The sequence below is a fragment of the Bradyrhizobium cosmicum genome (genome assembly GCF_007290395.2).
Lineage (GTDB): Bacteria > Pseudomonadota > Alphaproteobacteria > Rhizobiales > Xanthobacteraceae > Bradyrhizobium > Bradyrhizobium cosmicum.
The window spans coordinates 22,172-37,314 of record NZ_CP041656.2 but is presented as its reverse complement, the minus strand read 5'-3'; the positions used below and the strand labels follow the sequence as shown (position 1 = coordinate 37,314).

General features: G+C 64.2%; 11 protein-coding genes. 6 read left to right on the top strand and 5 right to left on the bottom strand.

The window, feature by feature from the left end; all coding sequences use genetic code 11:
• Positions 1–42: 42 nt before the first annotated feature.
• A complete protein-coding gene (gene murJ / locus FNV92_RS00135; RefSeq protein ID WP_143842698.1) occupies positions 43–1,593 on the bottom strand; it encodes a murein biosynthesis integral membrane protein MurJ in 1,551 nt (516 codons plus the stop codon).
• 185 nt (positions 1,594–1,778) lie between these two features.
• Here murJ and FNV92_RS00130 point away from each other — a divergent pair, with 185 nt between their 5' ends.
• A complete protein-coding gene (locus FNV92_RS00130; RefSeq protein ID WP_143842699.1) occupies positions 1,779–2,780 on the top strand; it encodes an adenosine kinase in 1,002 nt (333 codons plus the stop codon).
• 224 nt (positions 2,781–3,004) lie between these two features.
• Here the strand turns inward: FNV92_RS00130 and FNV92_RS00125 are convergent, their stop codons facing one another.
• Positions 3,005–4,198 (bottom strand): serine hydrolase domain-containing protein, encoded by a 1,194-nt coding sequence (locus tag FNV92_RS00125; protein WP_168213410.1) that lies wholly within the window; start codon positions 4,196–4,198, stop codon positions 3,005–3,007.
• A 339-nt stretch (positions 4,199–4,537) separates the two neighbouring features.
• Here FNV92_RS00125 and FNV92_RS00120 point away from each other — a divergent pair, with 339 nt between their 5' ends.
• The 4 genes from FNV92_RS00120 to FNV92_RS00105 all read left to right on the top strand — a co-directional run bounded on the left by FNV92_RS00120 (position 4,538) and on the right by FNV92_RS00105 (position 9,322).
• Positions 4,538–4,858, top strand: a complete 321-nt coding sequence (locus tag FNV92_RS00120; RefSeq protein ID WP_014438668.1) for a hypothetical protein — start codon at positions 4,538–4,540, stop codon at positions 4,856–4,858.
• Positions 4,859–4,968: 110 nt separating this feature from the next.
• Positions 4,969–6,462 carry an NAD-dependent succinate-semialdehyde dehydrogenase gene (locus FNV92_RS00115; RefSeq protein ID WP_143842701.1) on the top strand — a complete coding sequence of 498 codons (1,494 nt, stop codon included), beginning with the start codon at positions 4,969–4,971 and terminating at the stop codon, positions 6,460–6,462.
• Positions 6,463–6,709: 247 nt separating this feature from the next.
• The gene (locus tag FNV92_RS00110; protein ID WP_244623787.1) at positions 6,710–8,176 is read left to right on the top strand and encodes a sensor histidine kinase; all 1,467 of its coding nucleotides are present in this window, start codon (positions 6,710–6,712) and stop codon (positions 8,174–8,176) included.
• A gap of 243 nt (positions 8,177–8,419) precedes the next feature.
• Positions 8,420–9,322 carry a sugar ABC transporter substrate-binding protein gene (locus tag FNV92_RS00105; RefSeq protein WP_334266084.1) on the top strand — a complete coding sequence of 301 codons (903 nt, stop codon included), beginning with the start codon at positions 8,420–8,422 and terminating at the stop codon, positions 9,320–9,322.
• A gap of 5 nt (positions 9,323–9,327) precedes the next feature.
• Here FNV92_RS00105 and FNV92_RS00100 read toward each other — a convergent pair whose 3' ends face one another.
• The 3 genes from FNV92_RS00100 to FNV92_RS00090 all read right to left on the bottom strand — a co-directional run bounded on the left by FNV92_RS00100 (position 9,328) and on the right by FNV92_RS00090 (position 13,735).
• A complete protein-coding gene (locus FNV92_RS00100; RefSeq protein WP_143842703.1) occupies positions 9,328–11,544 on the bottom strand; it encodes an SLC26A/SulP transporter family protein in 2,217 nt (738 codons plus the stop codon).
• Between the two features lie 280 nt (positions 11,545–11,824).
• Positions 11,825–12,739 carry a phosphoribosylaminoimidazolesuccinocarboxamide synthase gene (locus FNV92_RS00095; protein WP_143842704.1) on the bottom strand — a complete coding sequence of 305 codons (915 nt, stop codon included), beginning with the start codon at positions 12,737–12,739 and terminating at the stop codon, positions 11,825–11,827.
• A gap of 78 nt (positions 12,740–12,817) precedes the next feature.
• Entirely contained in the window at positions 12,818–13,735 is a 918-nt protein-coding gene (locus FNV92_RS00090) for a pirin family protein (RefSeq protein ID WP_143842705.1), read from the bottom strand.
• Between the two features lie 225 nt (positions 13,736–13,960).
• On the opposite strand from FNV92_RS00090, the gene FNV92_RS00085 reads away from it, so the two are divergent.
• Positions 13,961–15,022, top strand: coding sequence for an AraC family transcriptional regulator (locus tag FNV92_RS00085; protein WP_143842706.1), 1,062 nt, complete (start codon positions 13,961–13,963; stop codon positions 15,020–15,022).
• The last annotated feature ends 121 nt before the right edge of the window (positions 15,023–15,143 follow it).

Genomic DNA, 15,143 nt, shown 5'->3' with positions numbered 1-15,143 from the left:
TTCCAACAGCGGCGCTGCCCCGTCAAGGGTAATTCGCGGGGCTCAGGCGCGCGGATCGTGTGTGGCAGGTCGCTTCAGGGCGGCCGCCGCCTCGCGCAGGGAGGCGACCCCGAGGATTTGCAGGAGCAGGCCATAGACGGCGATTCCGGCCGCGATCTGGAAGCCCAGCGCAACGAACCTGATCAAGCCATGCGCCTCGGCGGGCACCAGGCTCATGGTCAGCCAGAGCAGGGCGCCCATTGCTGCGGCGGCAAGCACGATCCGCGGCAGCCGTTGTCGCGCGGCCGCATCGACCGAGAAGCCGAATTCACGCGCGCCCTTGCGGAGCAGCGAAAGCGCGCTGCTCCAGGCACCGGCCGCGATGCTGGCGGCGATCCCGCTCGCGCCGAAATAGTGACCAAGCAGGATCGCGAGCGCGACCGTGACCGCGAATCCTTTCGTCGTTGCCAGCAGCGGCGTCATCGTGTCGCTGCGGGCATAGAAGGCAGGCGATAGCGCCTTGATCAGCACATGGGCCGGCAGTCCCAACGCCAGCAACATCAGCGCATGTGCGGTCGCGGTACTGTCCGCCGCGCCAAAGGCGCCATGCTCGAACAATAGCCGCACGATCGGTTCGGCCAGCACGATCAGGCCGAGCGTGGCGGGCAGCGCCAGCCCGGCCGCGAGTTCCAGCGCGCGCGATTCCGCATGCGCCGCCGCGTCGCGGTCTCCGAGACTCACCGCGCGCGTCAGCTCCGGCACCAGCACCGTGCCCATGGCGACGCCGACGATGCCGAGCGGCAGCTCGATCAGCCGATTGGCGAAGTAGAGCCAGGAGACGGCGGACGGCGTGGCGGAGGCGATGATCGCGCCGGCCACCATCAGCCATTGCGGGCCGGAGCTCGCGATCATGCCGGGGATGGCCTTGGCGAAGAAGTCGCGCATCTCCTTGTCGAAGCTCATACGCAGCGGCGTCGCGAGGCGCCCGCTCCGCTGCGACAGCAGCATCGCGAGTTGCAGCAGGCCGGCGAGGCCGACGGTCGCCGCCAGCATCCACGCGGCGAAGGGTGCATCGGCGTGCCCGACGAGCAGCAGCGCGATCGCGGCAATCAGCGCGGTGTTGAACAGCAGCGGCGAGAAGGCCGTGAGGGCAAATCGCCCTTGCGCGTTGAGCAGTCCCATCAGCACCGTGACGGGACCGGCGAAAGCAAGATAGGGCAGCATCAGCCGCGCGTTCGCGACGGCGAGATCGAGCGTGCTGCTGCCAATGAATCCCGGCGCAATGATCGTGATGATCAGCGGCATCAGAAGCGCAATGACGATCGAGATCGCGATCAGGGCCGCGCTGACCGTGCCGAGCACGCGTCCCGCAAAGGCGGAGGCGGCCTGCCCGCCGTTGCGGTCACGGACGCGCAGCCAGGCCGGGATCAGCGCCGCATTCAGGGCCCCTTCGCTGAGCAGGCGGCGAACGACATTGACGAGCTGGAATGCGGCCAGAAACGCATCGGCCACCGCGCCGGTGCCGAGCAGCGCCGCGATCAGGGAATCGCGCGCAAAGCCCAGCAGCCGCGAGGCGAGTGTTCCCGTCGAGACGGTCAGGAAGGAGCGGATCATCGGGCTTGTTATATCATAGCGTTTTCGAGCGAAGTGGCTCCGGTTCGCGTGAAGAAAACGCGTCAAAAGACGACTCTCGTTGCTTGCCCGCGCAGGGCCGGTCGTGATAGGCCGCGAGCCAGATTTCAGGCCGACAGGAAGCGGATTTCCTCAGGGATCGCAATCCGGCAACAGGATCAAGGTGAATGGCTGACGTGAAATACGACGTTCTCGGGATCGGCAATGCGCTGTTCGACGTGCTGGTCAGGACCGATGAAGCCTTTTTGGCCAAGCACGGCATGACCAAGGGCAGCATGTCCCTGATCGACGAGGCGCGGGCCGCCGCCATCTACCAGGACATGGGTCCGGCGACGGAAGTTTCGGGCGGCTCGGCCGCCAACACCATCGTCGGCATCGCCAGCCTTGGGGCGCGGGCCGCTTATGTCGGCAAGGTCAAGGACGACCAGATCGGCGGTCTCTATGTCCACGACATCCGCGCCGCCGGCGTCGCCTTCAACACGCCCGCCGCGAAGGACGGCGCCGCCACCGGCTGCTCCTACATCCTGGTCACGCCCGACGGCGAGCGCACCATGAATACCTATCTCGGCGCCGCGCAGGATCTGTCGCCCGCCGACATCGACCCCGCCGAGATCGCAAGCGCGAGGATCGTCTATCTCGAGGGTTATCTCTGGGATCCCAAGGACGCCAAGGACGCCTTCCTCAAGGCGGCCAAGATCGCGCATGATGCCAAGCGCAAGGTGGCGCTGACGCTGTCGGATTCCTTCTGCGTCGATCGCTATCGCGACGAGTTTCGGTCGCTGATGCGCAACGGCACCGTCGACATCGTCTTCGCCAACGAGTCCGAGCTGCATTCGCTTTACATGACCTCGGACTTCGACACCGCGCTGAAGCAGCTGCGCAACGACGTCAATCTCGGCGTGGTCACCCGCAGCGAGAAGGGTTGCATGGTGGTGTCGTCCGAAGACGCCGTCGCCGCGCCTGCGGCCCCGATCGCCAAGCTGGTCGACACCACCGGTGCCGGCGACCTCTTCGCCGCGGGCTTCCTGTTCGGCCTGGCGCGCAACCTCGCCTACAAGCAGTGCGGCGAGCTCGGCGCACTGGCGGCGGCCGAAGTGATCCAGCACATCGGGGCAAGGCCGCAGGTGTCGCTGAAGGAGCTCGCCCAGCAGCGCGGGCTGACTGCGTAACGCTCACTTTCCGTCATTGCGAGCGAAGCGAAGCAATCCAGAATCCATCCGCGGCGGCAGACTGGATTGCTTCGCTCCGCTCGCAATGACGGAGTTGAGGTCGGGACGCGCCTTACCCACAGTGGTCATGCCCGGGCTTGTCCCGGGCATCCACGGTCTTCGTACCGCGCGGCGACGCGTGGATGGCCGGGACAGGCCCGGCCATGACGTGTCCTGAGTGCTGACTACGCCGCCCTCTGCCCGCTCCCCGCATCGAGCCCGGCATAAACCCCGCGCTCGAAGCCTGCGAACGTCTCCAGGCACTTGGCATCCGCGAACGGCAGCAATTGCATCAGGATCACGCCAGTGACATCGCGCGACGGATCGATCCAGAAATAGGTGTTGGCGAGGCCCGCCCAGGCGAGGCTGCCTGCGCTGCGGCCCTCCGCGGTCTTGGCGGTGTTAATCATGAAGCTGAGGCCCCACTTCTTGACCTGCTCCGGATAGAGGTCGACGTCGTTGGTGTACATCGGCGCCGCCGTCGTCAGCCTGGTCATGTTGAGATCGCCGATGTGGTTCTGTCCCATCGTCGCGACGGTCTCGGCCTTGAGCACCTGGTTGCCGTTGCCGCGGCCTTTGTTCAGGATCATCTGGGTGAACCTGATGTAGTCGGCCGCTGTCGCATAGAGGCCGCCGCCACCCATGTGGAATTCCGGCTCCTGCTCGAGCTCGAACGGGATCGCGGCGAGCTGGCCGTCCTCACCGCGTGCATGCATGCCGACCAGCCGCTTGCGCATCGTGTCGGTAATCTTGAAGCCGGTGTCGGACATTCCGAGTGGAGCAAAAAGGTTGTCGCGCAAATAGGCATCCAGCCGCTTGCCGCTGACGGCTTCCACGGCCTTGCCGACGAAATCGATGTTGGTGCCGTATTCCCAGCGTGTGCCGGGATCGGTCATGACAGGCGTCTTCAGCGCCGCGTTCTGGCAGGTGGTGATGGCGGGGGTGCCCGTCTTTTCCAGATGGATCGCAAGATCGCCGTTCCACATATTGTAGGCGAAGCCGGCGGTGTGGGTCATGAGCTGGCGCAGGGTGATCGGTCCCTTCGCCGGTCGCAGCCTCGGCTCACCGCTGGAATCGAAGCCTTCGAGCACCTGCGGCTTGGCGAGATCGGGCAACACCTCGCCGATCGGCGCATCCAGCGACAACTTGCCCTGCTCGACCAGCTGCATCGCGCCCGCCGATGTCACCGCCTTCGTCATCGAGGCGATCCAGAACACGCTATCCGCCGTCATCGCATCGGGCTTGGACAGATCGCGCTTGCCGAAGGCGCCCTGATAGAGCACGTCGTTACCGCTGGCGGCGATGGCGACGACGCCGGGAATCTCCTTGGCGTCGCTCTTCTGGCGCAGGATCTCGTCGATCTCGGCTTGGCTTTGCATACGCGTTTCCTCCGGTTTGATTATTGTTGGAAGTAACCGATTGTCCTCCCGCATCCGCTGTGCGGCAAGGGCGGTCATATGCGCGCTTCGGTCGCGATGTCGTGACTTGACGGTTCGCGCTCCAGGCAGGACGACACGATTGCAACACGCCATCGCAATGTGCGGTTGATGGACGCACTTCGCCGTGACCTCGGATGGGCCTGGGCGATATGTTTCGAGCGCTTGAATCACTTGAAACATTTTGTGCGTTGCGGCGTTTGACCTCTGGCCCAATGGGCGGCTGACGCTAGGACTTGATACAAATTTGGCGGCTTCCGATCGGCCGCGAGGGGGACTCAGATGATTTCGACCTGGAGCGAATGGAAGCGCTATCCCCGTCCCGGACGGGGCGAGAACCTCGAAGCGCCGATCTCACCCGGCATTTACGAGGTCCGGATCGCCGGCACCGGCGCGCTCTATTCGTTCGGCGCGGTCGACAATCTGGCGCAAGCGCTGGCGTTGCTGCCGGTCGGCTCCAAATCCTGGTTCGGCCGCCGCGACGCCTCGGACGCGCCCGATCTCGAATACCGGACGTGCGCGACCTCCTCGAAGGCCGGCGCCAAGGCGGCCGCCGAGCGCATGATCGGCCGGCGCGAGACCTATATGAGCGGTGCGGCGTAACCCTTCCGCTCTCGCTTTAACTCCCATCAGATGTGCGTCGCGGGACGGTGCATTGCGCACCGTCTGCCCCTATATTCCGGGCCGATCCGATCGCCCTAGGGAGTAACGCCATGACACCGACCGCCGCCGCACGCGCCCCGCAAGCCACCGCCACCCTGCGCGACCGGCTGAAGGATCCTTCGCTGCTCAAGGAGGCCTGCTACATCGACGGCGCCTGGGTCGGCACGCCGGTCTTTGCCGTCAACAATCCCGCGACCGGCGTCGAGCTCGCAAAGGTCCCGCAGCTCGGTGCGGACGAAACGACCAAGGCGGTCGAAGCCGCCCAGCGCGCCTTTCCGGCCTGGGCCAAGCACACCGCCAAGCAGCGCTCCAATATCCTGCGCAAATGGTTCGAGCTGATCATCGCCAATCGCGAGGACCTCGCGCTGATCCTCACCTCCGAGCAGGGCAAGCCGCTCTCGGAAGCTCTCGGCGAAGTCGACATCGGCGCCGCCTATATCGAGTTCTTCGCCGAGGAAGCCCGCCGCGTCTATGGCGAGACCATCCCGACGCAGCGGCCCGATGCGCGGCTGCTCGCGATCAAGCAGCCTATCGGTGTCTGCGGTGCGATCACGCCGTGGAATTTCCCGAACTCGATGATCACGCGGAAGGTGTCGCCGGCCCTTGCCGCCGGTTGCACCGTGGTGCTGAAGCCCGCCAACGAGACGCCGCTGTCGGCGCTGGCACTCGCCGTGCTGGCCGAGAAGGCCGGCATCCCCAAGGGCGTTCTCAACATCGTCACCGGCGACGCGCCGCCGATCGGCAAGGTGCTGTGCGAGCATCCGGCGGTGCGCTTCGTCGGCTTCACCGGCTCGACCGCGGTTGGCAAGATCCTCTACCAGCAGGCCTCCGTCGGCGTGAAGCGGCTCGGTCTCGAGCTCGGCGGCAACGCGCCGTTCGTGGTGTTCGACGATGCCGACATCGATGCCGCGGTCGAGGGCGCGATGGTCTCGAAATATCGCAACATGGGCCAGACCTGCGTCTGCGCCAATCGCATCTACGCCCAGGACAAGATCTACGACGAGTTCGTGAAGAAGCTCTCGGCCAAGGTCGCGGCGATGAAGATCGGCGACGGCACCGAAAGCGGCGTCACGCAGGGGCCGCTGATCAACCTGAAGGCGGTCGACAAGGTCGAGCGCCACATCGCCGACGCCGTGAAGCGCGGCGCCAAGATCGTCACCGGCGGCAAGCGCAGCGAGCTCGGACGCTCGTTCTTCGAGCCGACCGTGCTCGCCGACGTCAAGCCGGACTCGCTGGTCGCGCAGGAAGAAACCTTTGGCCCGCTCGCGCCCGTCATCCGCTTCAAGGACGAGGCCGATGTCGTCGCGATGTGCAACGCCTCGCCATTTGGTCTGGCCTCCTACTTCTACTCCCGCGATCTCGGCCGCGTCTGGCGCGTCGCCGAGGCACTGGAATCCGGCATGGTCGGCGTCAACACCGGCCTGATCACCACTGAAGTCGCACCCTTCGGCGGCGTCAAGGAAAGCGGCCTCGGCCGCGAAGGCTCGCGTCACGGCATGGAAGAATATGTCGAGATCAAATACGTGATGATGGCGGGGGTGTAGCCTCCCTGTCGGGGACATCCCTGACGTTCGTCCGACAACCGTGCAAGTCCGATCGCAGCGCCCTGGCCGTCATCCGGCCGGGGCGCTGGTGCGTTTGCACCCGGCGTTGCGCTGCAGGCTCCGACTTCCGATGGAACCCGGCGCTTGGGCCTTGATGTTATTTCGTCCTTAAGGTCTTGTAATCCTATTGAATTTGCCGGCATCCGGGCTGGATTGACACGACATGTATATTGCGAAGCGTCTCATCGTGCCGATCTCGCTGGTTCTGCTCGTCGTGGGCCTCGCCGCGCTGCTCGCGGTTGTCGCCATGACCGTGTGGCTCGGCGATCGCGCCAACGAACATTTCGATGAAGTGGTCAGGTTGCGTGATGTCCGTGTCGCGGCGGTCGAGCTTCGCAGCGCGGTCCAGTCGGCGGAAGCGAGCCAGCGCGGCTTGCTGCTGACCGGCAACCAGATCTATCTTTCTCCCTACGGCGCCGCAAAGACGTCGGCCAACCGGCAGCTCGATAGCCTTAAGCGAAATCTCGGTGATGACCCGCAATTCGCCGCGGTGTTGAAGCGGCTTGATGTCCTCACCGCCGATAAATTCGCCGAGATGGACCAGACCATCGCGCTGAAGAACGACCGAAAGGACGACCAGGCCCTCGCCATCACCAACACCAATCGCGGCAAGGCGCTGATGGACGAGTTGAACCTGTTCGTCTCGGGCATCGTTCGAACCATGGACAATCGTCTCACCTCGGGCGTCGTGCAGCAAAGGGTGAACGCGACGAATTTGCGGTACGCGTCAATCGCGGCGTCGGTCCTGATTGTGCTGGTCGTCGGCGCCGTGACCGTAACGCTTCTGCGTTACACCCGGGAATTGACGCAAGCGCGCGACGAGGTTGCGGCGCTCAACGTGTCCCTGGAGGATCGGGTCAAGCACCGGACGGAAGCTCTTGCGAGGGCCAACGAGGAGATGCAGCGCTTCACACATCTCGTGTCGCACGATATCCGCGCTCCTTTGATCAGCATTGTGGGATTTTCTGAAGAGCTTGCAGAGGGCGCGAAGGATCTTGCGCAATATCTGGAGCAGCCGAGCGTTGGGGTGGCCGACCTGGATCTGCAGCATGCACGGAAGATCACCAATGAGGAGATGCCCGAAGCCATTGGCTACATCCGCACGTCGGCGTCCAAGATGGAGACACTCCTGAACGCGGTGCTCCTGCTGTCGCGGGACGGGCGCCGCGATCCAACGCCGGAGACCGTCGACCTCGAGCGGGCCATTGTCTCGAGCGCCTCCGCGATCCAGCACCAGATTTCGGCGGCAGGCGGCAAGATCGATACGCAGTTTCAGGTCAAGTCGATCGTGACCGACCGGCTTTCGCTAGAGCAGGTGATCGGCAATCTCTTCGACAACGCGGTCAAATATCGCGCGAAGGAGCGGCCGCTCCAGCTCAAGGTCAGCAGCACCACGCTGCCCGGCGATCGGATCGCGATCGAGGTTGCCGATAATGGCCGCGGCATAGCTCCGCAGGATGTGGGGCGGATTTTCGAGCTGTTCCGCAGGGTCGGCAAGCTGGACCAGACCGGCGAGGGGGTCGGGCTCGCTTATGCGAAAACGGTTCTGAGAAACCTTGGGGGTGACATCACTGCGAACTTCCGAACTGGATCGAGGCACGACTTTCCGGATAGTCTTGCCGCGCAAACTGGTTTTTCCCTCCGTGCCCGATAGTGTGTCCGCATGAAATCTGACAGACGGAATTGGCCTGCGGCCTTCGTTGTCTGCACGACTATTGCCTGTCATGCGGGCGCATGCGCGGAGGACGGACCGGCCGGGATCACGATCCCCCGCGTTTTTGGCCCATTCGATCGAAACGCCGCTGGTTGCAATCCTCCTCCGTCACTGAACAAGTCTCTCGCCTTCGCGCAGGACAATGACCGCGAATTCGTCAAAGGCATTGCGAGAGGCGTCGCGATGGCTGCGAAGGACCGCGGCCTGAGCTTCTCCGCTTCGGTCGCCGACAACAGCGCCGAGAAGATGATCGAACAGGTCGACGGCTTCCGGGACGCTCGAACCGGAGGACTTGTTGTCGCGCCCGTCGATCCCGCTGCGTTGGCGCCGGCCTTGCGGAGGATGATCTGGCAAGGCGCCTATGTCGGCGCCGTCGTGCCCCCGCCGGCGACGTCCCTTTTGAATGCGCCCCAAAATCTCACGGGCAAGGTGCTGGGCGATGCTGCGGGCAATTACATTCGGGGCAAGCTTGGCGGCAAGGCTAACGTTGTGATCCTGACCCATGACAGCCTGCAGTTTCTGGCCCCGCGCTTTGCGGGGATGCGCGATGTGTTGAAGGACATTCCCGGCGCCGATGTCGTTGCGGACAATTCCCCTCCGACGGTGAACAAGGTGGGCGGGTATAAAATGATGCAAACGATTTTACTGGCACATCCCGACGTGGATGTCGTGCTGGGCGCCGATACGGTCGTCCTTGGGGCTCTGCAGGCAGTCAGGGAGGCTGGCAAGGAAAGGCCGGATCAGTTCTTCGGCGGTATCGATGGCGAGGTCGAAGCCGTCACTGAAATCAAGAAGGGCGGCCCTTACAAGATCAGCATCAGTCTTGCATCCTCGGTGTTCGGCTACGCCATGGGCCAGCACGCGGCCGACTGGTTGGACGGCAAGAGCATTCCGCAAGCGATGGACATTCTTCCCAGCGCGCTGACCGCAAGTAATATGCGCCAATATGAAGCGGACCTGGCGAATCCCGCGGCCGTGTTCAATGATTCCGCGCGTCGGGATGCTTACCTCAAGATGTACGGAAACATCTGCTACGACACGCGCGACCAGTACGTCAGCTTTCCGTGGTCTTCAGAAAGCAGGTAGCTTGATCACCGCCGCAACACCGCGATCGTCCGGTTCGCGAACTTCAGCCGCTCGGCCATGACCGACACGAAATAGGTCAGCAGCTTGTGGCTGAGCGCGGGGTCTTCGGCCTTGATCGCATCGAACTGGTGCGTGTTGAGCACGTAGAGCACGCTGTCGACCTCGGCCTGGATCGTCGCGCTACGCGGCGTGTTCGAGACCAGGCCCATCTCGCCGATCGTGGTGTAGCGACCGAGGCTGCGGACACGCGTGGTGCGATCGTCGTCGGCGGGCACCATGATGCCGACGCGTCCCTCGAGGATGAAATGCATGGAATCGGCGGGGTCGCCGGCCTGCACGATGACATCGCCGGCTTCGACCTCGAGGCGCTGGCAGCGGCGGATCAGTTCGTCGGCGTCCGCCTCGCTGCCCAGAATCCCCGTGAACCAGTCGCGCAGGCTCGCCTCCTCCCGAGCCAGCTCCTGATGCTGCGCGATCAACTCGTTCTCGCACCACTCCAGCGCATGATCGAGCTCGGGAACAATGGTGACGCCCTCGCCGACGAAGTCGCTGGAACGCAGCACCTTCTCGGCAATGGCCGACAGATGCACCAGGATCAGCTCGACGCCGAGGTCATGCGCGCTGCGCTTGATCTGCGCAAAGCTGTAGGCCGCCGACGAGTCGACGCCGGTGACGAGCTTGAAGTCGAACAGCAGATAGCGGCACTCCGGGTGTTCCTGCAGCAGCCGCTTGACGTGCTGGTAAAGCCGGTTGGCGGACCCGAAGAACAGATAGCTCTGCAGATTGAGGCCCCGGATCTTGCCGCCATGCGCGAGCAGCACGTCCTGGTCGTCGCGCGAGCGGTCGAGCGAGGAACGGTATTCCGAGCCGTCGAAACTGTACTTGATCGACTCCACGCGCGCGGCGCTGAACGCAAACGTCGCGCAGCCGATGACGACGCCGATCAGGATGCCCGGCACGAAGCCCCAGATCACGATGATGGCGATGATCGCGATCAGCGAGAGATATTCGAGCTTCGAGAGCCGCTTGCGCGATTCGATGATCCATTTGTGGAGTTGGTCGGCGCCGAGATAGAGGAGCAGGCCGCCAAGAACGAATTTCGGGATGAAGCCGAGCAGCTCGGGCGCGACCGCGAGCATCAGCAGCGACAGCGCCGCGACCGTGAGGCCAGACAGGCGTCCCCGTCCGCCGCTGCTGTAGTTGAGGAGCGACCGGCTGATCGAGCTGCAGCCGGGGTAGCCGCCCAGCAGGCCGGTCAGGATATTGGCGGCGCCGGTGACGTTCAGCTCGCGCTCCAGATTGGCTTCGCGATGCGTGGCCACCTCGATGCCGGTGGTGTTGAACAGCGTGCTGGCGGCCGTGACGAAGATGACGGCGACGACGTTGCCGATCAGGTCCGGTATGGCAAACCAGGGATAGCGGGCGAGATCTCCGGTGTGCCAGGGCAGCATGAAGGTCGCTTGCGGCGGAGGCTGAAAGGTCCATCCCAGGGCGCGTGCGTCGTCGAACGAAACACCGGTGATCCAGAATGCCAGATGTGCCGTGAGCACGCCGCCGACCAGAATGATCGGCAATCCGAACGGGCTGCGCGAGCGATGCCAGGTGAGATACAGCACCAGCGCCATCGCGCAGGCAGCCCCGAGCTCCAGCAAGATGGTATGGTCGGCGAAGCGAGGCAGCGTCGCGAACTGCAACGGGTGATTGGTGATCACCCGGATCGCGCCGAGGGCGATGAGAAGTCCGGTGGCGCCGAGGAAGCCGCCGACAACGGGATAGGGCACGTAGCGGATGGCGCGGCCGAGCCGCGTCAAGCCCAGCCCGCACAGCACCAATCCTGTCAGCACCGTCGACAGGCCGAGCGTGATCAGGATCGGCGAGAGCAGCGACGCCTGCAGGTTCGCCGTCTCGATGCGCTCGACCACCGAGGCCGCCAGAATTCCGGTCACCGCGGCGGTCGAGCTGTCGGGGGCGGCAATGGCAAAGGGAAGGGAGCTGCCAAGCCCGATGACGATCGCAAGGACCGCGGAGCTGACGAAGGTCGCCGTGATCCCGTAGGACAGATAGGGCGAAAGCGGTCCGGCGAAGATCAAAAGCGAATAGGACAGTCCGAAGGTGACCGTCAGGACACTGGCGGCGCTTCCGCCCAATATGTCATTCAGCGCACGCTTGAGGGCCGGATTGAATCGCGGAGCCGAACTGAGAACAATTGCTGGATCGGTCACGCCGTTGCGCTCGCTCCTGAAAATTTCTCTCCGAGACGTAGACGACTACAGGCTTAGCGCAACAGGATTCTCGGAATTATGAGATATCCGACAGTTCTGCGGCGAAGACCCGCATTCACGACGTGTGAATGCTCAACCATATGGTTGAGAGAAAAACGGAAGCACCCGGTTTCTCCCCGTCATTGCGAGCGCAGCGAAGCAATCCAGAAATGCATCCGCGGAGGGACCCTGGATTGCTTCGCTGCGCTCGCAATGACGGAGTGTGCGACGGCTGCCGGGCCTAAATCGTCAGCTCAGTCCCGGTCACGCGCCGGTACGCTTCCAGATACCGCTTGCTGGTGGCCTCAACCACGCTCGCGGGCAGCGGAGGCGGCGGGGCGTCGCCGTTCCAGCGGCCGGCGCGGCGCTCGACGTCGAGATAATCGCGTAGCGGCTGCTTGTCGAAGCTCGCCTGCGGCTGGCCGGGCTTGTAGGCGTCGACGGCCCAGAAGCGCGACGAATCCGGCGTCATCACCTCGTCGATCAGGATGATGCGGCCGTCCTTGTCGCGGCCGAACTCGAACTTGGTGTCGGCGATGATGATGCCCTGCTCGCGGGCGAGCTCCTCGCCGAGGGTGTAGATCGCGCGCGTCATGCTCTCGAGCGTGTAGGCGGTCTCGTCGCCGACGACCTCACGCATCTTTGCAATGGTGATGTTTTCGTCATGACCGGTCTCGGCCTTGGTCGCCGGGCTGAAGATCGAAGGATCGAGCTTCTCGCTTTCGACCAGACCTGCCTTCAGCTTCTCGCCGGCGAGCGTGCCGCTGGCGGCGTATTCTTTCCACGCCGAGCCCGAGAGATAGCCGCGGATCACGCATTCGATGGGGAACACGGTGGTGCGGCGGCAGAGCATGGCACGTCCCAGGATTTCGGCGCGGTGCGGCTTCAAGGCCGGCACGGCCGCGATGATCTCGTCGGTGTCGGCGCTGATCATGTGGTGCGGCACCACGCCTTCGAGCTCGTTGAACCAGAACGCGCTGATCTGGGTCAGCACCGCGCCCTTCATCGGAATGGTCTCGCCCATCACGACGTCGAAGGCGCTGATGCGGTCGGTGGTGACGAGCAGCAAGCGGTCGTCGTCGACGGCGTAGATGTCGCGCACCTTGCCACGGCCGATCTTGGGCAGGGGCAGGTCGCTGGAGAGCATGGTGGTCATCGGCAAAGCTTTCGCAAGGCAGGGCCTTCGGGCAAAAATCCGGCCGCACCGGACAGCGCGGCCGGAACCGGGATTAGCCTATTCCGGCAGCGGAATGAACTCATGTTCCTGCGGAACCGCGGCGAAGCGGCCGGTTTTCCAGTCCTGCTTGGCCTGCTCGATCCTCTCCTTGCTTGAGGAGACGAAATTCCACCAGATGTGGCGCGGGCCTTCCAGCGCATCGCCGCCGAGAAACATCATCCGCGTCAGCCTCACGGCCTTCACGGTGATGCGATCGCCAGGCCGGAAGATCAGCAGCCGCGGCCCCTCGTAGCGCTCGTTCGCAATCTCGACCTCGCCGTCGACAACGTAGATCGCGCGCTCCTCGTGGTCAGGATCGAGCGGCACGGTCGCGCCCGCGGCCGCCGTGACCTCGGTATAAAACCAGGGCGAGACCATGGACACCGGCGAGGTAATGCCGAAGGCCGAGCCCGCGATCACCTTCGCGGTGAAGTCGCGCTCGGAGATAACGGGCAGGTCAGCGGCCCCATAATGCTGAAACGACGGCGCGATCTCTTCCGATCCGGCCGGCAGCGCGATCCAGCTTTGCAGGCCCAGCATCTTCTGCCCCGAGGCGCGCTGCACGTCCGGCGTGCGCTCGGAATGGGCGATGCCGCGCCCGGCTGTCATCAGGTTCATCGCGCCGGGCTGGATTTCCTGGATGTTGCCCTCGCTGTCGCGATGCATGATCGCGCCGTCGAACAGATAGGTGACGGTGGCAAGCCCGATATGCGGATGCGGCCGCACGTCCATGCCCTTGCCGGAGACGAACTGCACCGGCCCGAAATGATCGAAGAAAATGAAGGGCCCGACCATCTGCCGCTTGCCATGCGGCAGGGCGCGGCGCACCGCGAATCCATCACCGAGGTCGCGCGTGCGCGGCACGATGACGAGATCGAGCGCGTCGCAGGACATGGGATCGCCGAGCACGGGATCGTTGGAGGGCTGCCAGCTCATGGTGGACTCCTTCTTTTATTGCGGCGACCTTAACAGGATTTGACGACCCCGTCGCGACGCCTCCGCATCGCCGCGACAGTCTATTTGCCGTCATCACGCGATATCGGCGATACCTAATCCGGAAACGGGGGCGGGCGATGGTTTCTCTGATGTGATCCATCTTGAAAAGCGCCGCCCGACGAAGGATGTTCGGCTGATGTCAACCGCGACTGATCGCATCACCCGATGACCCTTGCCGGAACAGAACTCGCCTTCCGCGCCGCCAGCGTCGCGCTGCTGCTGATGCTGGCGGCGTCGCTGTTGCAGAACTTTCCCAGGGTGCTCACAGCTCGCCTCGGCGCCGCCTTCGCGCTGGGCTCGGTCGCGCATGCCGTGAGCTACTCGATGGATGTCACGTCACGGATCCCGCTCTGGCATGCACCGCTGATCGCGTTGTCCACCGGCACCATCGTGGTGTTCTGGTTGTTCACTCGCTCTCTGTTCGACGACGAGTTTCACCTCCGCTGGTGGCACGGATGGGTCTGGGCGCTGGTGATGGCCTTCAGCTTCGCAGGCTGCGTCTGGATTGCACCCAGCGGCCATGTGCGGTTCTCGGTGACGGTGGTCAATCTGATCGTGCTCGGTTTCATCGCGCTCGCGGTCGGGCAGATGATTGCCTCGTGGCCGGCCGACCTGGTCGAGCGCCGCCGCCGTGTTCGTGTCTTCATCGTCTGCGCAACCGCGCTCTATGGCGGGCTGAGCGCGGTGCTCCAGATAGCCGTCGCTGGCTACCACGTCGGCGATGTCGCCGAAACCATCAACGCCGGCGTGCTCGCCTGCACCGTCGCAGCGATCGTCTTTGCCATGATGCGCGTTGACGGGGCGGATCTGTTTCCGGCCGCGGCGGAGCCCGCACCGCCGATTGCTTTCAGTCAGTCTACGGCCGATGACGCCGCCGACCAAAAGCTCATCGGCGCCCTGATGCGGCTGATGGCGGACGAGCGGATCTACCGGCAAGAGAACATCACCATTGGCGTGCTGGCAGGCCGGCTTAAGATCCCCGAATACCGGCTACGCCGGCTGATCAACCAGAGGCTCGGCTATCGCAACTTCAACGTCTTCCTGAACAACCACCGGATCGAGGAGGCCAAGGCCGCGCTCGCCGATCCTGCCCAGGCCGAGGTCCCTGTCATCACCATCGCCTTGGACGCCGGTTTCCAGTCGCTGGGGCCGTTCAACCGCGCCTTCAAGGCGGTGACGGGCGTGACGCCGACGGAATATCGACGGCTCAAGGCGGAAGCGGCCTGATATTTATCCATTTGAAATCACGCAATAATTCCAGAATCGGCTAGCTCCGGTCAGTTTCGGTAGGGTCGTTTTTCAAATCCGGCGAGCGTGCATCGCGGCGCTCCGGCTTCCTGTCCGGCAC

Coding starts and splice junctions, on each gene's coding strand:
- murJ (WP_143842698.1), bottom strand. CDS start 1,593: ATGATCCGCTCCTTCCTGACCGTCTCGACGGGAACACTCGCCTCGCGG.
- FNV92_RS00130 (WP_143842699.1), top strand. CDS start 1,779: ATGGCTGACGTGAAATACGACGTTCTCGGGATCGGCAATGCGCTGTTC.
- FNV92_RS00125 (WP_168213410.1), bottom strand. CDS start 4,198: ATGCAAAGCCAAGCCGAGATCGACGAGATCCTGCGCCAGAAGAGCGAC.
- FNV92_RS00120 (WP_014438668.1), top strand. CDS start 4,538: ATGATTTCGACCTGGAGCGAATGGAAGCGCTATCCCCGTCCCGGACGG.
- FNV92_RS00115 (WP_143842701.1), top strand. CDS start 4,969: ATGACACCGACCGCCGCCGCACGCGCCCCGCAAGCCACCGCCACCCTG.
- FNV92_RS00105 (WP_334266084.1), top strand. CDS start 8,420: ATGGCTGCGAAGGACCGCGGCCTGAGCTTCTCCGCTTCGGTCGCCGAC.
- FNV92_RS00095 (WP_143842704.1), bottom strand. CDS start 12,739: ATGACCACCATGCTCTCCAGCGACCTGCCCCTGCCCAAGATCGGCCGT.
- FNV92_RS00090 (WP_143842705.1), bottom strand. CDS start 13,735: ATGAGCTGGCAGCCCTCCAACGATCCCGTGCTCGGCGATCCCATGTCC.
- FNV92_RS00085 (WP_143842706.1), top strand. CDS start 13,961: ATGACCCTTGCCGGAACAGAACTCGCCTTCCGCGCCGCCAGCGTCGCG.